Below are 17,211 nucleotides of genomic sequence, written 5' to 3' on the forward strand. Positions count from 1 at the left end.
ACCGCCCACGCTTCGTCGGTCAGTTCGCCTCGACGTACCACCGGCACATCGTCAACGACCCACCGCTACAAGATCGGCAGGACACGCCCTAGGCCGTGGCGAAGGCGGCGCGGCGGCGGGCGTCGACCTCGGCGGCCAGCTCCGGAGCCCGTTCCAGCGCCGCCGGGAAACCGCAGGTGGCGAGCCAGTTCGCCAGCATGAGGTGACCGCCCTCGGTCAGCACCGACTCGGGGTGGAACTGGACGCCCTCGATCGGCAGCGTCCGGTGCCGCATCGCCATCACCACGCCGGAGTCGGTCCGGCCGGTGACCTCCAGCTCGTCGGGGAGCGTCTCGGGCAGCACGGCGAGCGAGTGGTAGCGGGTGGCGGTGAACGGGTCCGGCAGGCCGGCCAGCACGCCGACGCCCTGGTGGCGTACCTCGGAGGTCTTGCCGTGCAGCAGCTCCGGCGCGCGGGTCACGGTGGCCCCGAACGCCTCGCCGATGGCCTGGTGGCCGAGGCAGACCCCGAACAGGGGCAGCTTGCCGGCGTACTCGCGGATCACGTCCAGGCACACGCCGGCCCGGTCCGGGCTGCCCGGGCCGGGCGAGAGCAGCACTCCTGCCGCGCCGGCCCGACCCACCTCGGCCACGTCGATCTCGTCGTTGCGGCGGACGTCGCAGTCCACACCGAGCTGGCCGAGGTACTGCACCAGATTGAAGACGAACGAGTCGTAGTTGTCGATCACCAGGACGCGCATCGGGTCACCTGTTCGGGGTGGAGGGCGGGGCGTTGTTCGTCTCGGTGCTGTAGGGCAGTTCCTCGTCCTCGGCGGGCTGCCCGCTCGGGTCGGTGAGCTCTCCCGGGCGGCCGCCCGGCTCGCCGGCGGGCTGCTCGACCTGCACGTCGTCGAAGGGCAGCAGCGGCTCGGCCCACGGGAAGACCACGAGCCAGAGCAGGGCGACCGTGGCGGTCGCCAGCAGCACCGACCCGATCAGCTTGCCGGGCAGGCCCAGGGGGAGTTTCCGCCAGATCCACGAGTACACGCCTCAGCCCTCCAGCTCGGCCGGTCGGCCCGCCGACTTCGCCTGGGCGTGGTCGAAGCGGGCGTGGATGATCAGCCGCTGGTAGTTGTCGAACTTGGGGTTGCAGGTGGTCAGCGTGAGCAGCTTCTCGGTCGCCCTCGTGCCCGGTTTGCCCGGCACCGGCGCGACCACCTCGACCTGGGAGGGCTTGACGATGCGCTGCTGGTAGACCCGGTAGACCAGCCATTCGGTCTTGGTCTCGACCACTATCGCGTCGTCCGTCTTCAGCTCGTCCAGCCGCCAGAACGTGGATCGGATCCGGTGCCCGGCGACGGAGAAGTTGCCGACCTCGCCGGGCATGGCGCTGTCCGGGTAGTGGCCGGGGGCGTACCGGATGTCGTCCGGGGTGACCCCCTCGACCACCACCCAGTGCTTGTCGAGCTTGGGGATGAAGAGGCCGGCGACCGGCTTCCCCTCGGCCGGCGGCTTCGGCTTCACGCTCGGGCCGGTGGTCGGGCCGACCGTCGGGTCCGTCGCCCACTCCTGGGCGAGCTGGCCGTTCAGGTCGTTCTGGTGGGCGTCGACGATCACCGACTTGCCCCAGATCTCGTAGCCGGCGAAGAGGAGCACCACCAGGCCGAACGTGATCAGCAGTTCCCCGGCGCCCCGGACCACCGTGCGCACGCGGGAGCCGGTGGTGGGGCGGGTCAGCTCGGAGTAGACGCTCTTGTAACCCTCGCCGGTCTGCTCCGGCCGGAGCTGCACCACCCGCTCGCCGCGCCGCGGTCGCGGTGGCTCGGCCGGCGGCTCGCCGCCGTCGTCGCCGCCCGTGTCGGGCACCGGGGGCACCGCGCCCATCAGCCCGGTGGCGTCGAGCCTCGGGTCGACCGGGGGTCGGGTGACCGGGCGCAGCACCGCGGTCGCCCCGGGGTCGGCCGGCGGCGGCACGTCCGGACCACCCGATCGGGGTACGCCCGCGTGCCGCTCGGCCGGGTCGGTGCGTCGCCGGGACCGCTCCGCCACCGGCGGGATGAAGTGGGTCGGCCCGTCGCCCGGTGCGGCGGGTCGCACGTCGGTCACCGGTGCGTCGCCGCGCCGATCCGGCGCCGTCCGGGACCGGCCCGGTGTCGCCTCGGCGTCGCCGCGCCGGCCCGCTGCCGTCCCGGACCGGTCCGGCGCCGCCCGGGCATGGTCCGGCGGGGCGAGGGCGCGGTCCGGTGCGCCGCGGGCGTGGTCCGGTGGAGGGAGAGGGCGGTCGGGTGCGCCGCGGGCGTGGCCCGGTGGGGGGAAAGGGCGGTCGGGTGCGGCCCGGCCGCGGTCCGGCGGGGCGGGAGGCCGGCCCGGTGGGGTGGCGGTCCGGCCGGGTGCGGCGGCACGGTCCGGGCCGGAGCGGCGGCCGGACGTGCCGTCGTCGGCCGGGTGGGAGTGCGCTCCCCGGGCCGGGGGGTCGAACCGCCTGTCGACGGTGGGGCCGGACGGGCCGGTGGACCGCCAGGTCTCGGCCGCGGGCGGCCCGGCGGCGAGTCGTGCCTGTGGCATGGCGCCGGCCGGCCCGGGTGGGCCGGCAGGTCGGGCGCCCGACGGGTTCCGGCTCTCGGCGGCCCGGCCCTCCCGATTCGCCGCGGGCCGGTCGGGGCGACGCGCCGGCGGGTACGCCTCGGCGCGGGACGCGGCGCCCGGCGGGCGGGGCTGGTTGTTCGGCCAGGCGGGCGGTGGCGGCGCGGTGGGTCGGGCGGGGCCGCGCCGCGCCGGGGCGGAGTGCGGGGGCCCGGCGTCCGGCCAGGGCAGGTCGAGCGGGGGTGGTGGCGCCGGGCGTTCGGCCCTCGGCCGAGCGGGGCGCTCGACCTTGGGCAGGAACGCGGTCGGTTCCTCCGGCCGGGGCCGCCCTCGACCGTCGCGCTCCCCGGGGTCGTCGCGGTTCACCTGGGCACCGTCGCGGACTGGAGCGAGGTGGAGTCCTCGAACGCCGGCACGGTGACGGTGGAGACCTGCTCGCGGTAGCCGAGCTGGTAGTGGTCGGCTACTTCCTTGAACACCCGGACTCCCTCAGAGGCGGCGAGCGCCCGCTGGAACTCGGCGGGGTCACCGATGGCCACGATCTTGAAAGGAGGGGAGTAAACCCGGCCGTGCAGCAGCAGGGTGTTACCGACGCAGCGTACCGCGCTGGTGCTGAGCACGCGGACGTTCATGATTGACATGGCTTCCGCGCCGCCGGCCCAGAGCGCGTTCACCACCGCCTGCACGTCGCCCTGGTGCACGACCAGGTCGTCGTTGCTGGCGCCCTTGGGCAGCGGCTGGCCGGGACCCCAGTCGGCGTCGTTCAGCTCGATGGTGATCCCGGTGCCGGTGAGCGCGGTGAACCCGGCGGCCTGCCGGGTCGCGGCGGCGCGGTCCCGCTGCGTCTTCACCGGCCCGTCGGTGCCGGCCAGGGCCTCGGTCTGTTCCTCGACCTCGTCGCGCAGCCGGGCGGCCTTCGCCTCGCTGGCCGCCACCTGCTCGCGCCGGTCCTCGATCAACTGGGTGAGCTGCGGGCGCCGGTCCTCGCGCAGCGAGGTGCCGCCGGCCGTGGTCGCGGTGGTGGTGAACAGCAGCCCGGCCGCGGCGGCGATCAGGGGGACGCCGATCGACCAGCCCGGGCGGCGCTGGCGCGCTCGCCGGGGCAGCAGACCGGCGACCGCGCGGCGGAGAGCCTTCTGCCAGGACGCGGCGCCGGACGTGTACTCCACCGGGCGTTCCCTTTCCTGTCGTCTCGATCCGGCCCGCACCGGTGCGAACCATCCTGCTCGACCCGAAAAGTCCGCTCTTTTCGGTCACTCCGTGCACCGGCTCGACCCCATTCGTGGCCTGGACGGTCCTCGCCGACTACGCTAACTGTCGAACATTATTGGCCATGGACCGTCGCCCCCGCGCCCGGTTGTCAGGCCGGACGAGGTCGTACCCCCCTCTGGAGAGCGTCGTGCCCAAGTCTCAGGTCCGCAAGAAGAAGGTGTACACCCCGCCGACGGACGTGCGTCCGACGGCGACGGCGTCGACGCGCAAGCCTAGCCCGATCTGGCTGCCGGTCACGGCCGTCGCGCTGATCGTGATCGGCATCGCCTGGCTGGTCGTCTACTACCTCTCCGAGCAGGCGTACCCGGTTGCCTCGTGGGGCTACTGGAACCTCGCCGTGGGCTTCGGCGCGATGGTCTCGTCGCTGATCCTGCTCTCCCGCTGGCGCTGATCCGCCCGCTCGCGCACCGGCTCACGTCACGCCACGCCGCCCCAGCCCGGCATCCGGGCGGCGGTCCACCTAAGGTGTCCGCAGGGCGGCGTGGCCGATGCGAGAAGACTCACGTTACTGCTGAGTAACCTTCCGCGTAGGCTGCACTGACAAGCAGCAGACCCGGGAGGCCAACTCGATGGGCAGCGTCCAGATCGTCACCACGATCCTCGCGGCCGCCATCACCGCCGTTGCGGTGGTGCTCGCGGTACGTGCGGTCATGAAGATGACTGCCGTCATCCGGCTCGGGCAGCCCGCGCCCGAACGGTTCGCCGACAAGGGCGCCCGCACGACGAAGATGCTCGTGGAGACCGCCGGCCACACGCGCATGCTGAAGTGGAGCGTGGTCGGGGCCGCGCACTGGTTCGTGATGGTCGGCTTCATCGTGCTGTCGCTGCTGGTGCTGGAGGCCTACTTCGAGGTGGTCTCGACCGGCGGCGGGCTGCCGATCGTCGGGCACTGGACCGTCTTCGGCCTGGTCACCGAGTGGATCGGCATCCTGGGCCTGGTCGGCATCGTGGTGCTGATGGCGATCCGGCTGCGCAACCGGCCCAGCCGGCCGGAGAATCGCTCCCGGTTCACCGGCTCGACCATGTGGCAGGGCTACTTCGTCGAGTGGGTCGTGCTGCTGGTCCTGATCTTCGGCTTCGTGATCCGCGGCTTCAAGGTCGCCACCGACCACTTCGAGTACCCGGTCTGGGCCACCCCGCTCAGCCACGCGGTCGGCGCCGCGCTCCCGGCCTGGCCGGCCGGCGTCAGCGTGGCCGCGCTGATCAAAATCATGATTTCGATGACCTGGCTCATCGTGATCTCGCTGAACGTCACCATGGGCGTGGCCTGGCACCGCTTCCTGGCCTTCCCGAACATCTTCTTCAAGCGCGACCCGGAGAAGCCGGCCGGCTCCGGTCTCGGCCCGCTGCGCCCGATGACAAGCGAGGGCAAGCCGCTCGACTTCGAGGAGGCCGACCCGGAGAAGGACCAGTTCGGCGTCGCCCAGGTCGAGCAGTTCACCTGGAAGGGCCTCCTCGACTTCAGCACCTGCACCGAGTGCGGCCGCTGCCAGTCGCAGTGCCCGGCCTGGAACACCGGCAAGCCGCTGTCGCCGAAGCTGCTGGTGCTGAGCCTGCGCGACCACGCGTACGCGAAGGCGCCCTACCTGCTGGCCGGCGGCGGCAAGGACCTGACCGGCGAGGAGAAGGCCACCGAGGCGCAGCTCGCCCACATGGACGTGCTGGCCCTGGCCGAGGCCGAGCGGCCGCTGATCGGCTCCGCCGAGGAAGGCGGCGTCATCGACCCGGACGTGCTCTGGTCCTGCACCACCTGCGGCGCCTGCGTCGAGCAGTGCCCGGTCGACATCGAGCACGTCGACCACATCGTCGACATGCGCCGCTACCAGGTGCTGATCGAGTCGAGCTTCCCCTCCGAGGCCGGCGTGATGCTGCGCAACCTGGAGAACAAGGGCAACCCGTGGGGCGCTCCGCAGAACACCCGCGAGGACTGGACCAAGGGCCTCGGCTTCGAGGTGCCCCGGGTCGGCGAGGTCGACGATTTCGAGTACCTGTTCTGGGTCGGCTGCGCCGGCGCGTTCGAGGACCGGGCCAAGAAGACCACCCGTGCGGTCGCCACGCTGCTGAACGAGGCCGGCGTCAGCTTCGCCATCCTCGGCGAGGGCGAGACCTGCTCCGGTGACCCGGCCCGCCGGATCGGCAACGAGTTCGTCTTCCAGATGCTCGCCCAGCAGAACGTCGAGACGCTGAACGAGGCGTTCGAGGGCCGGGAGAAGAGCAAGCGGAAGATCGTCGCGACCTGCCCGCACTGCTTCAACACGCTCGGCAACGAGTACGGCCAGCTCGGCGGCGAGTTCGAGGTGGTGCACCACACGCAGCTCCTGGCCCACCTGGTCAGCGCCGGCAAGCTCACCCCGGTGCAGCCGGTCGACGGCGGCGTGACCTACCACGACCCCTGCTACCTGGGCCGGCACAACCGGGTCTTCGCCGCGCCTCGCGAGGTGCTCGGCGATTCGATCCAGGGCGAGCTGACCGAGATGCCGCGCAACAGCGAGCGCTCCTTCTGCTGCGGCGCAGGCGGCGCCCGGATGTGGATGGAGGAGAAGATCGGCAAGCGGATCAACGTGGACCGGGTCGAGGAGGCCATGGCCACCGGGGCGAAGACCATCGCGGTCGGCTGCCCGTTCTGCTCGACGATGCTCAACGACGGGGTGAACGGCAAGGGCGCCGGCGAGGACGTCGAGGTGGTCGACGTGGCGAGCGTGCTGCTGCGCTCGGTCAAGCCTGACGCGCCGGCCGGCGAGAAGGAGACCGCGCCGGCGGCCGGCTGAGGCGTACCCCGGCGAGCGGCCGGACCACGACGGCGGCGGCACCCACCCGGTGCCGCCGCCGTCGTCTCAGCTCGTCGTGGTGACGCTCACGGCGGCCGCGGTGGTGGTCGCGACGATCATCGCGGCCTGCATCTCCTCGATCGCCTTCTTCACCGCGGCGGACGCCCAGTCGCCGGCCGCGATCTCGGTCATCCGGGCCTTGACCCGCTCCTTCGGCAGCTCCCGGAAGACCTTGCGGTCCAGGCCGACCGCCCGGGTCAGGGTGAGCAGCGCGGCGGTGCGCGCGTCGACCGACCCGTCGCCGACCAGCGCGGCCACCATCCGCTCCCGGGCCGCCGTCTCCACCGCCGGCTCCGCGCCGGTCGTCGAGGGATAGCGGGTACGCGGGAAGACCAGCAGCACGCGGTCGGACTCCCGGCGCAGCACCCCGGCGTCGACGAGCCCGTCGAGGACGCGGTCCGGCAGCCCCTTGGCCAGCTTGCCGATCCAGTCCTTCGGCTTGCGCGTCCGGCCGGACCCCACGGTGGCCAGCGCCTCGTCGAGCAGCGGCACGCCGGTCGGGCTCGGGTCGGTCACCACCAGCCGCTTGTCCGCCACCTCCACCCGCCGGGCCAGGGCCAGCTCCAGCAGCACCGCCCCGGCGAGGCCGTAGTCGAGGTGTGGGCGGCCGAGCCGGTTGACGCCGCCGTCGTCGTACGCGAGCAGGACCAGTTCGTCGGTGAGCAGCAGGCCGTCCATGCCGGCCACGGTACGGGTGAGCCGCCACCGGCGCCCGCGTGCCACAATCACGCCCATCGACGGCCTGCTGGTTCTGACGCTGTTGCCCCTGGTCGGCTTCGTGCTGCTGACCGCCGGCAACGCCTTCTTCGTCGCGGCCGAGTTCGCCCTGGTCACCGTGGACCGGGCGGAGATCGACAGGCGGGCCGGCGAGGGGGACGGCCGGGCCGCCACGGTCCGCCGGGCGCTGCGGGACCTCTCCTTCCAGCTCTCCGGCGCCCAGCTCGGCATCACCATCACCGCGCTGCTCACCGGCTATCTCGCCGAGCCGGCGCTGGCCCGGATCGTCGCGCCGCTGCTGCACCCGTTCGGCGGGGCGGACCGGTTCACCGGCCTGCTCGCCCTGGCGCTGGCCACGCTCGTCTCGATGCTCTTCGGTGAGCTGGTGCCGAAGAACCTGGCGCTGGCCCGTCCGATGCCTGCCGCGCTGGCCACCGCCGCCCCGATGCGCGCCTTCTCCCGCACCTTCGGCTGGCTGATCCGGCTGCTCAACGACTCGGCCAACCGGTTGGTCCGCCGGCTCGGCGTGGAGCCGCAGGAGGAACTCGCCAGCGCCCGTTCCCCGGAGGAGTTGGGGCTGCTGGCGGCGATCTCGGCGCGGGCCGGCGCGCTGCCGCCGGACACCGCGATGCTGTTGCGCCGCACCATCCGCTTCGGCGACAAGCGGGCCGCCGAGGCGATGACCCCGCGGGTGGACGTGATCGCGCTGCGCGCCACCGCCTCCGTCGCCGAGCTGCTGGAGGCGTCCCGGCAGACCGGCCGGACCCGGTTCCCGGTCTACGAGGAGACGCTGGACCTGGTGACGGGCGTCGCCGGGGTGCCCGACGCGCTCGGCGTGCCGCTGGCCCGCCGCGCCGCCACCACCGTCGCGTCGGTCGCCCGGGAACCGGTGTACGTGCCGGAGAGCCTGGACCTGGACGGGGTGCTGGCCGCGCTCAAGGACGCCGGCGCGGACCTGGCCATCGTGGTCGATGAGTACGGCGGCACCGACGGTGTGGTGACCGTGGAGGACCTGGTCGAGGAGCTGGTCGGGGAGATCGCCGACGAGTTCGACCTGGCCGCGGTGGACGACCTCGGGCCGGCGGAGCTGACCGTCCCGGGCGGCGAGCGGACCGTCCTGGTCGACGGCGTGCTGCGCGCCGACGAACTGGTCGAGCAGACCGGTTTCCGGCTGCCCGAGGGGCCGTACGAGACGCTCGGCGGCTTCCTGATGGCCCGGCTCGGCCACATCCCGGTCCCCGGCGAGTCGGTCGACGAGGCCGGCTACGAGTTCACCGTGGTGGAGGTCGACAGGCACCGGATCGAGCAGGTCCGGGTGGTCCGTCCCGAGGAGCCCGACGACGGTGCCTGAGCTGTTTGTCGCCCTGGTGTTGCTGCTCGGCAACGCCTTCTTCGTGGGCAGCGAGTTCGCGTTGATCGCGTCCCGCCGTACCGTGATCGAACCGCTCGCGGCGACGTCGAAGCGGGCCCGGTGGGCGCTTGCCGCGATGAACCAGATCCCGCTGATGATCGCCGGCGCGCAGCTCGGCATCACGGTCTGCTCGCTCGGCCTGGGCGCGATCGCCGAGCCGGCGCTGGCCCACCTGCTGGAGGTGCCGTTCGAGGCGCTCGGCCTGCCGGAGTCGGCGGTGCATCCGGTGGCGTTCGTGATCGCGCTGGCCGTGGTGGTGTTCCTGCACACCGTGGTCGGCGAGATGGTGCCGAAGAACATCACGCTTGCGGGTCCGGAGCCGTCGGCGCTCTGGCTCGGCCCGGCCATGCTCGCGTTCTGCCTGGCCACCAAGCCGCTGCTGCTGGCGATGAAGTGGTCGGCCCGGCAGGTGCTGCGGTGGTGGCGGGTGGAGGCGACGGACGCGGTGAAGACCGTGTTCACCGCCGAGGAGCTGGCCGGGCTGGTCTCGCAGGCCCGCACCGAGGGGCTGCTGGACGCCGAGGAGCACGCCCGGATCACCGGCGCGCTGGCCCTGCACAGCCGCACCGCCGCGGACGCGCTGCAACCGTGGTCCACCGTGACCACCGTGGCCGAGGACGTCTCACCGGCCTCGCTGGAGGTGCTGGCCACCCGCACCGGCCGGTCCCGCTTCCCGGTGGTGCAGCGGTCCACCCGCCGGGTGCTCGGCTTCGTGCACGTCAAGGACGTGCTGGGATACGCGGGCGCGAGCCGGCGGGGTCCGGTGCCGGCGGACGTCTACCGGCCGCTGGCCGTGGTGCCGCCGGACCGTACGCTTGCCGACCTGCTGCTGGCGATGCGCCGCGAGCGCCGGCACATGGTGCTGGTCAGCGACGGTCGCCGGCCCCTCGGTGTGGTGACGCTCGACGACGTATTGACGGCCATCGTCGGCAAGTGAATGAATACCCTTGGTGTGCAACTGATTGCGGACACGTGATTGAACAACGGGCCACCTTGATTCCAGCGGGGTGCCTTCCCTAATGTGATGCACCGACCGTTGTGGGTCGTCCGCCTCGACCTTCCCTCTCGCGAGGCGCCCGCCGGTCGGTTGCAAAGGAGTCCGTGCCGGTGGCAACCATGCCCCCTCAACGTCACGCCCCGAGCGCACCACCCGGCCGGCCGGCCGGGTTCCACCGGGTGGTACGCCGTCTGGTCACCCTGGTCGCGGCCGTCGCGGTCGGCGCCGGGATGCTCACGGCCCCCGCGCACGCGGCGCCCTCGGTGGACGAGATCGACGCGCAGATCGACAAGCAGTGGGAGAAGCTCGAACCCACCATCGAGCAGTACAACAAGGTCCGCTCCCAGCTCAAGGTCAACAAGAAGAAGTCGGCGGACCTCCAGAACAAGATGGTGCCGCTGGAGCTGGCCTCGACGCTGGCGATGAACAAGGTCGGCGACATCGCCGCCCGCTACTACATGCGCGGCCCGTCGCAGGAGATGGGCGCGCTGCTGGTGAGCACCAAGCCGGGCACCCTGGCCGAGCAGCTCGTCATGCTGGACCGGCTCGCCGACGACCAGCGCAAGCAGATCGCCGGCGTGCTCGCGGTGCGCGACAAGTACAACGCGCAGAAGCAGAAGCTGGACGCGCTGATCGCCACCGAGGTGAAGCAGGAGGCCCAGCTCGCCTCGCAGAAGAAGCAGATCGACTCCGAGATCAAGCGGTTGACCGCGATGCTGCCGGTGACCTCGATCCGGCCGGCCGGCTGCCCGGCGGTCGACGGGGTGGTGAGCAGCGCCGCGCGTACCGCGATCAAGGTCGCGTGCGCCCAGGTCGGCGACCCGTACGTGTGGGGTGCCACCGGCCCGAACTCGTTCGACTGCTCCGGGCTGACGCAGTACGCGTACAAGGCGGCGGGCGTCTCGCTCACCCACTTCACCGGCGCCCAGTGGAACGAGGGCCGTAAGGTGTCCCGCTCCGAAGCCAGACCTGGTGACCTGGTCTTCTTCGGTAGCGACCTGCACCACGTCGGGCTCTATCTCGGCAACGGGGTGATGGTGCACGCGCCCCGGACCGGCAAACCGGTCCAGGTGTCGAGCATCAGCACCCAACCGCTCGCCGGCTTCGTCCGGGTCGCCTGACCCGCACCGGCCTCGACGGAGAAGGCCCCCGGTCCACCTGGACCGGGGGCCTTCGTCGTGCCGGTGGCGCTATCGCGGCGCGCCGACCGGCGACGGCAGGATCAGCACGTCGGCGAGGTTCACGAACATGATCCGGTGGCCGAACTGGACCTGCGCGTAGCGGTTCTTCCCGCGCACCACGGTCCGGTCGCCGGGCGCCGTGCCGTCGAACGAGACGGCCCGGTAGTACTCGCCGGGCAGCACGCCGCCGACCGCGTACCGCTGGCCGGCGGCCAACGTGTACTGGAGCGGGGAGATGGTCTGGTAGGGGATGGTGTCCGGGTAGGCGGCCTGCTCCGGGTAGGCGCGGCCGTACACCGGGACGGTGGCCTTCCCGGGCCGTGGGGTCACCACGAAGCCGGTCGCCCACTTCGCCGTGGGCGCCGAGGCCGGGTTGAGGAACCACGCCTTCTGGCCGAGATACCAGATCGCCGTCCAGTCACCCTGCCGGCCGGCCAGCGCGTACGTCTGTCCGGCGGAGGCGCGGGCGCCGTGGTCCGAGATGTACATCGTGTCCGGCGTGCCGTCCGGGCGCAGCCCGAGGTCGTTGACCAGCGGGGCGTCCGCGCCTGGCGCGGTCCGCAGGACCACCGCCGAGGAGCCGCGCGACGGGCACGTCTCGGCCGGCGGGGTGGGCGTCGGGACGCCCGGTGGCTGCTGGTTGCAGCCGACGAACGCCGGCCGGTTGGTGGCGAAGTCCGGGTCGATGGTGACCAGCCCGGTCCGCGACGTGCCGGTGCCGCGGAACGGCGCCTTCATCAGGTCGAAGTAGTGCGACCAGTCCCAGTAGGGTCCCGGGTCCCAGTGCATGCCCTTGACGGTGCCGGCGGTGGTGCCGGGCACGTTGTCGTGGCCGATGATGTGCTGCCGGTCCAGCGGGATGTCGAACTTGTGCGCCAGGTACCGGACCAGCTTCGCCGAGCTGCGGTACATCGCCTCGGTGTACCAGGTGCCCTGCCCGGCGAAGCCCTCGTGCTCCAGGCCGATGGACTTGGCGTTGACGTACCAGTTGCCGGCGTGCCAGCCGACGTCCTTGGCCTTGATGTGCTGGGCGACGTAGCCGTCCACCGAGCGCAGCGTGTAGTGCCAGCCCAGGTAGTCGGCCCGCTTCACCAGGTCGACGCTGGGGGCGAAGTAGCCCTCGGTGTCGTGGATGACGATGTACTCGATCTTCTGCTGCTTCGGCCGGTCGCCCAGGTCGTGGTTGCCGTAGTCGCCCGGGTCCGCGCTGAGCTGCTCGTAGGGCGCCGGGATCCACTCGCAGGCCAACCGCACCGGGCACTCCAGCCCGTCCGGCCGCGCGGCGTGCCGCAGTCCGAGCCGGGCCAGGCCGGCACGGTCCGGCTGCGCGGTGGTGGCGGCCAGGGTGACCCGCTGCCCGTCGTCGGTGGTGCGGGTGGCGCCCTGACCGAGCTGGTCGTAGACCTCGTCGGCGAAGGCCGTCGCCGCGTCGGCGGTGTCCGCGCCGGAGTAGCGGGCCACCGCGCCGTACCAGGCCGCGACGTCGCTGCCGGCGCCGACCGGCCCGCCCAGTGCCTTCTGGTACGACGCGAGCAGCGCCGCCCCGCCACGGATGTTCGCCGCCGGGTCGGTGCGCAGTTTCTGCGCGTCGAGCCCGGTGAGCGTCGCGGCGGCATCGAGCGTCTGCAGCGACGCCGTCGGCAGCGGCGTCTCCCGGGTCGGCGCGGCGGCGGTGGCCGGGTCGAGGGTGAGCGGCCGCGCGTCGTCGCCGCGCGGGTCCTCGTCCTCGTCGACGTGGGAGCTGCCCGGCGTGGCGAGGACGTGCGCGGCGTCGGTCAGGTGCATCGGGCCGTAGCCGCCGCTGGTGCTGGGCTGGCCGGGGTGGACGTCCCAGCGGGACTCCAGGTAGGAGACGCCGAGCAGCACGTTCTGCGGTACGCCGTACTCGGTCGCGGCGGCGGCGTACTGCTGCTGCCGGTCGGCGGTGGGTGGGGCGGACCGGGGCGCGGCGGTCACCGGGCCGGTGGTCGCCAGCGCGGTGGCGGCGGCCACGGCGGCGGCGAGCAGTATCCGTCTGCCCGACGGCGGGGGTGAGAGGTGCATCGAACCTCCTGGACAGGGATGGGGGTCACTGCGTCCCCACCCTCACTCCGGGCACCCGCGTCGGTCAATACCTTTCCGGTGCTGAATGTTGCATGAAAGAAAGCTTCACTCGCGTCTCGCGTCGGATATTCGGCACGGAGTGTCACTGCCGTTCGGGTTGCGGATCGATAACAGAGGTCCCTACTCTGGTCAATCGTCGGCCGCCAGTCTCATCGTCCATCCCGGGCGGTGACGGTCCGACACCGCCGAGTCGCCCACGGGCGAACCGGGGACCCAGGTACCTGGGGTGAATCCGCAGCCACTGCGGTAGGGCGGCTCCCTTCCCGCCCGAACCCGTCAGCTAACCCGGTAGGCGGTCAGACGAAGGAGTACGGACGCCCGGTGGCACACCATGCCCCGCGGCCGACGTCGAGCCGGTCTGCCGACCGGTCCGCCGCCGTGCCGCGTTCCCGCTGGTCCCGCTGCACCACCACACTCGCCGCCCTGGTCGGCGCCGCGGTCGTTCTGACCGGTGGCGCGACGGCGGCCCACGCCGAACCCTCGGTCGCCGAGATCGAGGCCCAGATCGACCGCGACTGGAACAAGCTCGAACCCGTCATCGAGCAGGTCAACGCCGTCCGCGGGCAGCTCGCCGTGCGGCGCAGGCAGGCCGACGCGCTCGGCAGGCAGATCGCTCCGCTCCAGGCCCGGGTGGACGCCGCGCTCGGGCAGGTGGGCGGGCTCGCGGCCGACGCCTACAAGGGCGACAACCTCTCCACCGTCAACGCCCTGCTGGGCAGCCGCTCGCCGAGTGAGCTGGTCAGCGGCCTGGAGATGCTCGACCGCTTCGCGCACCACCAGCAGGAGCAGGTGCACGACATCGCGGAGCTGCGCGACGAGCTGGCCGCGAAGAAGAAGCCGCTGGACGAGATGGTCGCCGACCTGAGCCGCACCGAGGCGCAGCTCGCGGCGAAGAAGAAGCAGATCGACGCCGAGATCGCCAGGCTGCAGAAGCTGCGGCTCAAGGTGTACGGCAACGGTGGCGGCGGCCCGCTGCGCCCGGCGCCCTGCCCGTCCGGATATCCGGGCGGCGCGGCCGGGGTGGCGGTCAAGTTCGCCTGCGCCCAGATCGGCAAGATCTACGTCTGGGGCGCCGCCGGCCCGGACCACTTCGACTGCTCCGGCCTGACCATGGCCGCCTGGGCCAAGGCCGGCGTCTCGCTGCCGCACAACGCCCGGCAGCAGCACGACGTCACGAAGCGGGTGAGCCGCGCCGAGCTGCGCGCCGGTGACCTGGTCTTCTACTACGGCGACCTGCACCACGTGGGCATGTACGTCGGCGACGGCTGGGTGGTGCACGCCTCCCAGTCCGGCAAGCCCATCACCATGAAGCGCGTCGACGACGGCGACATCAACAGCTACGGCCGCCCCGGCTGAGGTGTAAGGAGGGGCCCCCTGTTAACGCATTTCGCATAACAGGGGGCCCCTCCTAACAGCCACGCAGCGCGTCAGCGCGTCGGCCAGGTGCGCCAGCTCTGCCAGGAGCGGCTGGGCGTCGGGCCGCGCTGGCCCTGGTAGCGCGATCCGTAGACGGCCGACCCGTACGGGTGCTCCGCCGGCGAGGACAGCCGGAAGATGCAGAGCTGACCGATCTTCATGCCCGGCCAGAGCGTGATCGGCAGGTTCGCCACGTTGGACAGCTCCAGCGTGACGTGGCCGGAGAAGCCCGGGTCGATGAAGCCGGCGGTGGAGTGGGTCAGCAGGCCGAGCCGCCCCAGCGACGACTTGCCCTCCAGTCGCCCGGCGAGCTGGTCACCCAGCGAGATGACCTCCAGCGTGGAGGCGAGCACGAACTCGCCGGGATGCAGCACGAACGGCTGCCCCTCCGGCACCTCCACCATCGACGTCAGGTCGTCCTGCTGCACCGACGGGTCGATGTGGGTGTAGAGATGGTTGTTGAAGACCCGGAACAGCCGGTCCAGGCGTACGTCGATGCTGGACGGTTGCACCAGCGTGGGCTCGAAGGGCTCCAGCGCGAGCGTGCCCGCCTTGATCTCGGAGACCAGGTCGCGGTCGGAGAGCAGCATCGGAACACCATAGCGACCGGTACGGGTGACCTGCGTGTCGGACTGCGCTCTCGTACACCTGTTCGATAGAATGTCGGCATGGCTTCCTGGTCCGAATTCGCCGCCGACGAGCCCCGCCTCGCCGCCGAGATCCGCCTTCTGCTCCAGCAGTACGGGCCGGGCTTCGGCTACCTCGCCACGGTCCGCGCCGACGGCGGCCCCCGGGTGCACCCGGTGTCCCCGCTGATCACCGACGACGGGCTCTGGTGCTTCGTCATCGACTCCCCGAAGCGCCGCGACCTCGAACGCGACGGCCGCTACGCGCTGCACTCGTTCCCGCCGGAGGAGAGCGACGACGAGGCCTACGTGGCGGGTCGGGCCCGTCCGGTCGCCGACCCGGCCACGGTGGCCCGGCTGGCCCGCCTCGGCCGGGCGGCGCCGCAGGGCGACTGGCGGCTGTTCGAGTTCACCGTCGACGTCGCCATGCTCACCCGACGCGACCAGGTGGCCCGCCCCGGCGCCGGCCGGCCGCAGGTGCGGCTCTGGCTCGATCCGCACGACGCCACGCCGGTCCGGCGACGCGATCCGCTCGTCGCGGAGGGGCGACGCGGCCGGCACGGCTTCGACACCCGCCGTCCGGCCGCCTGACCGGGCCGGGGAAAGGCCGCCGCCCGACCGGGCCCGAAACGACAGGTGCCGGCCCCGTCCGAGGACAGGGCCGGCACCGGTACGCGGTGCGGCAGGTCAGGCCGCGCGGTAGGCGTTCCACGCGGTGAGCATGCGGCTCGCCTGGCCGGCGGTGAACTGGTACATGCAGGAGTCGTAGGTGTAGTCCATGAAGTTGGTGATCGGGTCCTTGCCCGTGGCCGAGCAGGTGTCCCGACCGGTCGGGCACTGGTACGCCGGGGAGGCCTCGGCCGGGGTGTCGGAGACGCTGTCGCCCGAGCCGGAGCAGCCGCCCTGGAAGGTGTGGTAGAGGTTCAGCCAGTGGCCGATCTCGTGGGTGCCGGTGTCACCCTGGTTGTAGTTGGTGGCGGTGCCACCGGGCAGCGACTCGTTGAGCACGACCACGCCGTCCATCTTGTCCAGCGTCCGCTTCGGGAAGGTCGCCCAGCCGAGCAGGCCGTCGCTCAGCTCGCCCAGGTACATGTTGAGCGTGTTCTTGCCGCCCGTGCGCAGCGAGGTCTTCATCGACCGCTCCGCCGAGGAGCCCTGCACGATCGGGTACCACGACGCGTTGGTCACCCGGTTGATCTTCGAGAGCTGGAACGAGAACGCGGTGGGCGCGCCGCCGGTCGAGCCCGCGTACGCCTGGTTGAGCACGCTGATCTGCTGGGTGATCAGCGAGTCCGGGATGTTGCCGCCGGCCCGGGTGCTGTTCTCCTGGATGACGTGCACGACGACCGGGATGGTCACCGTCGCCAGCGGGGCGACCGCGCCGGTCCGGAAGTTGGCCCGCTCGCGCTGGGCGGCGGCGAGGTCGGCCTCCCGGTCGCGGACCTGCTTGGCGGTCAGGTGGTTCGGGTCCAGCTTGGCCTGACCGCCCTTGGCGACACGGGCGTCGGCGTTGGCGTCGGCCGGCTCGGCGCAGACGCCGGCCGGGGCGGCCGAGAAGGCCGAAGCAGCGGGGACGACGCCGACGGCAGCGGTGCTGAGCAGCAGCGCGAGGGTCGACGTCGCGACACCGGCGGTACGCCGGGTCAGCAGGTTGGGACGGAGTCCCATGGGCCCACCTCTTTCTGACGACGTGACCGGGGGTGTGTCACGCCGGGTCGGAAACGTGGAGCAGACGTTACATCGCATCGACGGATTTGAGAACGGCCATGTGTTGCCGGCATGCAACATCGCTAGATCAACTCCGCCGGGGGTACCTGGGTGCACGGGGGTGGTGACCTCAGGTAGAGTGGTGCCGCCTGCGGGTGTAGTTCAATGGCAGAACATCAGCTTCCCAAGCTGACAGTGCGGGTTCGATTCCCGTCACCCGCTCCAGCGTGAAGGCCCTGCCCAGGACGCGAGTCCCGGTCGGGGCCTTCTCCCTACCGCTCGACCGGCAGGGTCGGCCCTAAGGCGTGTTTCAGAAGTCGTGGTGGCCGGTGAAGGTCTCGGCGTGGCGGTGATCGACAACTGAAGAGGTCTCCGGTATCTGGTTCTGCGAC

The 17,211-nt window shown here is 72.1% G+C and carries 15 protein-coding genes, 1 tRNA gene and 1 riboswitch; of the genes, 8 read left to right on the forward strand and 8 right to left on the reverse strand.

Annotation, left to right across the window (positions count from 1 at the left end; all coding sequences use genetic code 11):
• Positions 1-88: 88 nt before the first annotated feature.
• The 4 genes from ACIA5A_RS30085 to ACIA5A_RS30100 form a co-directional block, all read right to left on the reverse strand.
• On the reverse strand, positions 89-739 hold the full coding sequence (locus ACIA5A_RS30085) for an aminodeoxychorismate/anthranilate synthase component II (RefSeq protein WP_396768025.1): 651 nt from the start codon (positions 737-739) through the stop codon (positions 89-91).
• A 4-nt stretch (positions 740-743) separates the two neighbouring features.
• Positions 744-1,025 carry a hypothetical protein gene (locus ACIA5A_RS30090; RefSeq protein WP_396768027.1) on the reverse strand — a complete coding sequence of 94 codons (282 nt, stop codon included), beginning with the start codon at positions 1,023-1,025 and terminating at the stop codon, positions 744-746.
• A 3-nt stretch (positions 1,026-1,028) separates the two neighbouring features.
• On the reverse strand, positions 1,029-2,084 hold the full coding sequence (locus tag ACIA5A_RS30095) for a class E sortase (protein ID WP_396768029.1): 1,056 nt from the start codon (positions 2,082-2,084) through the stop codon (positions 1,029-1,031).
• 839 nt (positions 2,085-2,923) lie between these two features.
• Entirely contained in the window at positions 2,924-3,730 is an 807-nt protein-coding gene (locus ACIA5A_RS30100) for a DUF881 domain-containing protein (protein ID WP_396768031.1), read from the reverse strand.
• A 230-nt stretch (positions 3,731-3,960) separates the two neighbouring features.
• On the opposite strand from ACIA5A_RS30100, the gene ACIA5A_RS30105 reads away from it, so the two are divergent.
• The gene (locus ACIA5A_RS30105; RefSeq protein WP_396768033.1) at positions 3,961-4,224 is read left to right on the forward strand and encodes a cell division protein CrgA; all 264 of its coding nucleotides are present in this window, start codon (positions 3,961-3,963) and stop codon (positions 4,222-4,224) included.
• Positions 4,225-4,402: 178 nt separating this feature from the next.
• Entirely contained in the window at positions 4,403-6,601 is a 2,199-nt protein-coding gene (locus ACIA5A_RS30110; RefSeq protein ID WP_396768035.1) for a (Fe-S)-binding protein, read from the forward strand.
• A 66-nt stretch (positions 6,602-6,667) separates the two neighbouring features.
• Here the strand turns inward: ACIA5A_RS30110 and ACIA5A_RS30115 are convergent, their stop codons facing one another.
• Positions 6,668-7,339 (reverse strand): GPP34 family phosphoprotein, encoded by a 672-nt coding sequence (locus ACIA5A_RS30115; RefSeq protein ID WP_396768037.1) that lies wholly within the window; start codon positions 7,337-7,339, stop codon positions 6,668-6,670.
• Positions 7,340-7,421: 82 nt separating this feature from the next.
• Between ACIA5A_RS30115 and ACIA5A_RS30120 the strand changes: the two genes are divergently transcribed.
• The 3 genes from ACIA5A_RS30120 to ACIA5A_RS30130 all read left to right on the forward strand — a co-directional run bounded on the left by ACIA5A_RS30120 (position 7,422) and on the right by ACIA5A_RS30130 (position 10,907).
• Positions 7,422-8,729, forward strand: a complete 1,308-nt coding sequence (locus ACIA5A_RS30120; protein WP_396768051.1) for a hemolysin family protein — start codon at positions 7,422-7,424, stop codon at positions 8,727-8,729.
• Positions 8,722-9,726 (forward strand): hemolysin family protein, encoded by a 1,005-nt coding sequence (locus ACIA5A_RS30125; RefSeq protein WP_396768039.1) that lies wholly within the window; start codon positions 8,722-8,724, stop codon positions 9,724-9,726. The genes ACIA5A_RS30120 and ACIA5A_RS30125 overlap by 8 nt, the downstream gene beginning before the upstream one ends.
• A 179-nt stretch (positions 9,727-9,905) precedes the next feature.
• Positions 9,906-10,907, forward strand: a complete 1,002-nt coding sequence (locus ACIA5A_RS30130; RefSeq protein ID WP_396768041.1) for a C40 family peptidase — start codon at positions 9,906-9,908, stop codon at positions 10,905-10,907.
• Between the two features lie 69 nt (positions 10,908-10,976).
• Here the strand turns inward: ACIA5A_RS30130 and ACIA5A_RS30135 are convergent, their stop codons facing one another.
• Positions 10,977-13,010 (reverse strand): N-acetylmuramoyl-L-alanine amidase, encoded by a 2,034-nt coding sequence (locus tag ACIA5A_RS30135; RefSeq protein ID WP_396768043.1) that lies wholly within the window; start codon positions 13,008-13,010, stop codon positions 10,977-10,979.
• A 233-nt stretch (positions 13,011-13,243) separates the two neighbouring features.
• Positions 13,244-13,381: riboswitch (cyclic di-AMP (ydaO/yuaA leader) on the forward strand.
• A 67-nt stretch (positions 13,382-13,448) separates the two neighbouring features.
• Between ACIA5A_RS30135 and ACIA5A_RS30140 the strand changes: the two genes are divergently transcribed.
• On the forward strand, positions 13,449-14,426 hold the full coding sequence (locus tag ACIA5A_RS30140) for an NlpC/P60 family protein (protein ID WP_396768045.1): 978 nt from the start codon (positions 13,449-13,451) through the stop codon (positions 14,424-14,426).
• 71 nt (positions 14,427-14,497) lie between these two features.
• Here ACIA5A_RS30140 and dcd read toward each other — a convergent pair whose 3' ends face one another.
• Positions 14,498-15,076, reverse strand: a complete 579-nt coding sequence (dcd, locus tag ACIA5A_RS30145; protein ID WP_073826900.1) for a dCTP deaminase — start codon at positions 15,074-15,076, stop codon at positions 14,498-14,500.
• Between the two features lie 78 nt (positions 15,077-15,154).
• Here dcd and ACIA5A_RS30150 point away from each other — a divergent pair, with 78 nt between their 5' ends.
• Positions 15,155-15,703 (forward strand): pyridoxamine 5'-phosphate oxidase family protein, encoded by a 549-nt coding sequence (locus tag ACIA5A_RS30150; RefSeq protein WP_396768047.1) that lies wholly within the window; start codon positions 15,155-15,157, stop codon positions 15,701-15,703.
• 96 nt (positions 15,704-15,799) lie between these two features.
• Here the strand turns inward: ACIA5A_RS30150 and ACIA5A_RS30155 are convergent, their stop codons facing one another.
• On the reverse strand, positions 15,800-16,780 hold the full coding sequence (locus tag ACIA5A_RS30155) for a zinc metalloprotease (RefSeq protein WP_396768049.1): 981 nt from the start codon (positions 16,778-16,780) through the stop codon (positions 15,800-15,802).
• A 190-nt stretch (positions 16,781-16,970) separates the two neighbouring features.
• Here ACIA5A_RS30155 and ACIA5A_RS30160 point away from each other — a divergent pair.
• A tRNA-Gly gene (locus ACIA5A_RS30160) sits at positions 16,971-17,044 on the forward strand.
• Positions 17,045-17,211 lie beyond the last annotated feature (167 nt).

Source organism: Micromonospora sp. NPDC051300 (assembly GCF_044455315.1).
Taxonomy (GTDB): Bacteria; Actinomycetota; Actinomycetes; order Mycobacteriales; family Micromonosporaceae; genus Micromonospora; species Micromonospora robiginosa.